At 66.0% G+C, this 2,840-nt stretch carries 4 protein-coding genes; 3 read left to right on the forward strand and 1 reads right to left on the reverse strand.

Going from position 1 to position 2,840, the window contains the following annotated elements; genetic code table 11:
• The 3 genes from C5E41_RS32840 to C5E41_RS32850 all read left to right on the forward strand — a co-directional run.
• A partial coding sequence (locus C5E41_RS32840) for an acyl-CoA dehydrogenase family protein (protein WP_258081413.1) occupies window positions 1-137 on the forward strand: 137 nt, incomplete at its 5' end.
• Window positions 138-167: 30 nt separating this feature from the next.
• Window positions 168-923: a GntR family transcriptional regulator gene (locus tag C5E41_RS32845; RefSeq protein WP_104379543.1), complete on the forward strand. Its 756-nt coding sequence runs from the start codon at window positions 168-170 to the stop codon at window positions 921-923.
• A 146-nt stretch (window positions 924-1,069) separates the two neighbouring features.
• Entirely contained in the window at window positions 1,070-1,267 is a 198-nt protein-coding gene (locus C5E41_RS32850; protein WP_104379544.1) for a hypothetical protein, read from the forward strand.
• 311 nt (window positions 1,268-1,578) lie between these two features.
• On the opposite strand, the gene C5E41_RS32855 is transcribed toward C5E41_RS32850, so the two are convergent.
• Window positions 1,579-2,840, reverse strand: a 1,262-nt coding sequence (locus C5E41_RS32855) for a ferredoxin (protein ID WP_219823316.1), incomplete at its 5' end; no start/stop codon positions are given.

The raw sequence follows: 2,840 nt of genomic DNA on the forward strand, positions 1-2,840 counted from the left end.
GCGGATACGGGTACTCGACCGAATACGACGCCGAGCGCTACTTCCGCGACGCCCCGCTGATGATCGTCGGCGAGGGCACCAACGAGATCCAGCGCAATGTCATCGCCGGTCAGCTCGTCGCGCGCGGCGGTATCTGAGCTGCCGACGGTCCGTAGGATCTGTTTCCCATGAGGCTGGACAGGGCGGAGTCGGAACCGGCGTACCGGGCGGTGGCGCGCAGTGTGCGCGCGGAGATCGCGGCCGGCCGCTACGCCGGTGGAGTGGCATTGCCGACCGAAATGGAGCTCGCACAGCGACATCGGGTCAGCCGCCACACCGTGCGCCGTGCGTTCCAGGATCTGGTCGCGGCGGGAGAGGTGTACCGAGTGGCCGGACGCGGCACCTTCGCCACCGGCGCTGAACAGCGGTATCTGCGGCAGTTCGGATCGATCGAAGATCTCATGCAACTGTCGTCGGATACCACCATGCAGGTGCGTTCGGGCCTGCGCCGCCGGGTCGACATCGAGGCGGCCAGCCGGCTGCGGCTCGACACCGACGTGGTGTATACGGTCGTCTTCGTTCGTCTGCACGACGGGGTGCCGTTCGTGTGCACGACCGTGCATCTGCCCGAGCGGATCGCACGCTCGGTCGCCGAGGCTCCCGAGCTGGCCGCCGGGGCGTCGAGTCCCTACACCGTGATCGGGCTGCTGGAACCGCACCTGAACAGTCCGATCGTCGAGGCCGCGCAATCGATCACCGTGGCCATGGCCACCCCGGACACGGCCGCCGAACTCGGCTGCGCCCCCGGTCATCCGATGCTGCGCGTGGACCGGCTTTATTCCGATGCCGACGGCGCAGCGGTGGAATTGTCGGTCAGCCAGTTCCTGCCCGAGCACTACACCTACCGCGTGACACTGCGGCGATCGGGCGCCTCTTCGGCCTGATCGACCCCTCGCTCAATATAGCTCATAACACTCAATTATCTACCTATTAGGTCTTACCGTGACCTGCAGTCTGAAGTGCCGCATAAGCGTAGCCGGGCCGGATTGGGCCGGACCTTCAGGCCGTCGAACTGTACGACGATCTGGATGTGCAGGAGAACGTACGCGTCGGATTGACCGCGGGCCGGGGTACGCCGATGACGACGAGGTCCGCCTTCTTCAGACCGTCGCTCTCGGCTTGCGCGGCGGGCGTCCGGCAATACGACAGCCCGTTCAGTAGCGCGAACACTCCTGGCGTCTGCAACGCCGCCGGGGTGCTCGCGGTGTGGGTGACCAACGGGCGGTAGCTACCGCGTGTAGCTCGTCGTCCACGTCGAATTCGACACCCTCGACGGAGCCGATCGCAGGCTCACCGAACAAGCGAGAGCCGCGGCAATCATGAGTGGCGCTGCGATACGCCCTGGGTCCGTGGAAAGTGCACTCCAATCTCCAATCGTGTTCCGGGCGAGGCCGTGCAGCCAGGCGGGTGGGACAGATGCGGCACGGGCGTGTCTCAGCCGGGGAATACGGTGCAATCCAATAGATGATTGAACTACTTACGCTTCCGCGTCCAGATGCAAAATAGTCCAGTAATTTAATTCGGGTGGTTTCGCGCTGGTCAGCGGCCGCGCGATGCGGCGAGCATCTCGGTCACCGAGACGAATTTGACCCGGGGCCGGCCCTGCTGTTTGCCGCGTTCGCGCTCGGCGGCGTCGATGGCGCGCCAGCCGCTGCCGTCGACGAGCTCGGGGCGGCGCTCGGCCAGCAGTGCGTGCAAGGCCTGCCGGTCGTGGCGGGGTGCAGGCAGTTTGCCGGCGGCGAAGTCTTCCAGCAGGCCGGCCACCGTCTCCTGGGCGCACGCCTTGTTCGTGCCGATCACGCCGCGCGGGCCGCGTTTGATCCAGCCGGTCACATAGACTCCGGTCGCGAGGGTGCCCTCGGCGGTGACCACCCGGCCCTGTTCGTTCGGCACGATATGCCGGGACTCGTCGAAGGGCAGGTCGGGTACGACCTGCCCGCGGTAGCCGACCGAGCGCAGGACGAGCGTGGTCGCGATCGTCTCGGTGCAATCGGTCGGCCGGGGGGTGAGCCCACCGCCGGATTCGGTCAGTTCGTTGCGTACGATCGTGAGCCCGTCGACCCGGTCGGTCCCCAGTATCTCCACCGGCGACGTCAGATACCGGAAGACGATCCGTCTGTGCCCGGGGTCCTGTGCCCGCCGCGAATACTCCCGTGCCAGTTCGACCTTGAGTAGGGTCGAGGGTTCGGTTGCGGGATCGTCAAGGATGGCCTGACTGGCCGGGTCGAGCTTGAGCTCGGATTCGTCGATGATCACATCGACGCCCGGCAGTCGTTGCAGGGCAAGGAATTCCGGTGAGGTATAGGCTGCCTGGACCGGACCGCGCCGCCCCAGCAATACCACCTCGCGGATCTTGCTCTCACGCAGGGCCGCCAGGGCGTGATCGGCGATATCGGTGCGGGCGAGTTCATCGGGGTCGAGGGTGAGTACCCGCGCGATATCGAGTGCCACATTGCCGTTCCCGACGATGACGGCGCGCTCACCCGACAGGTCGAAGGTGCGGTCCGTGTAGTCGGGATGGCCATTGTACCAGGCCACGAACTCGCCGGCGGAATGGCTGCCAGGTAGCGATTCGCCAGGGATGCCGAGACTTCGGTCGGCCGCCGCGCCCACCGCGTAGATCACCGCATGGTGGTGGTCCATCAACTCCGAATGTGAAATATGTTCGCCCACCTCGACATTGAGTAGATAGCGGAAGTTGGCGTGCCGGGCCGTGGCCTCGAACATCGTGGTGATCGTCTTCGTGCCCGTATGGTCGGGGGCTACGCCGGCTCGCACGAGACCGTGTGGCACAGGCAGCC

The sequence above is a fragment of the Nocardia nova genome (assembly GCF_002933465.1).
GTDB lineage: Bacteria > Actinomycetota > Actinomycetes > Mycobacteriales > Mycobacteriaceae > Nocardia > Nocardia nova_B.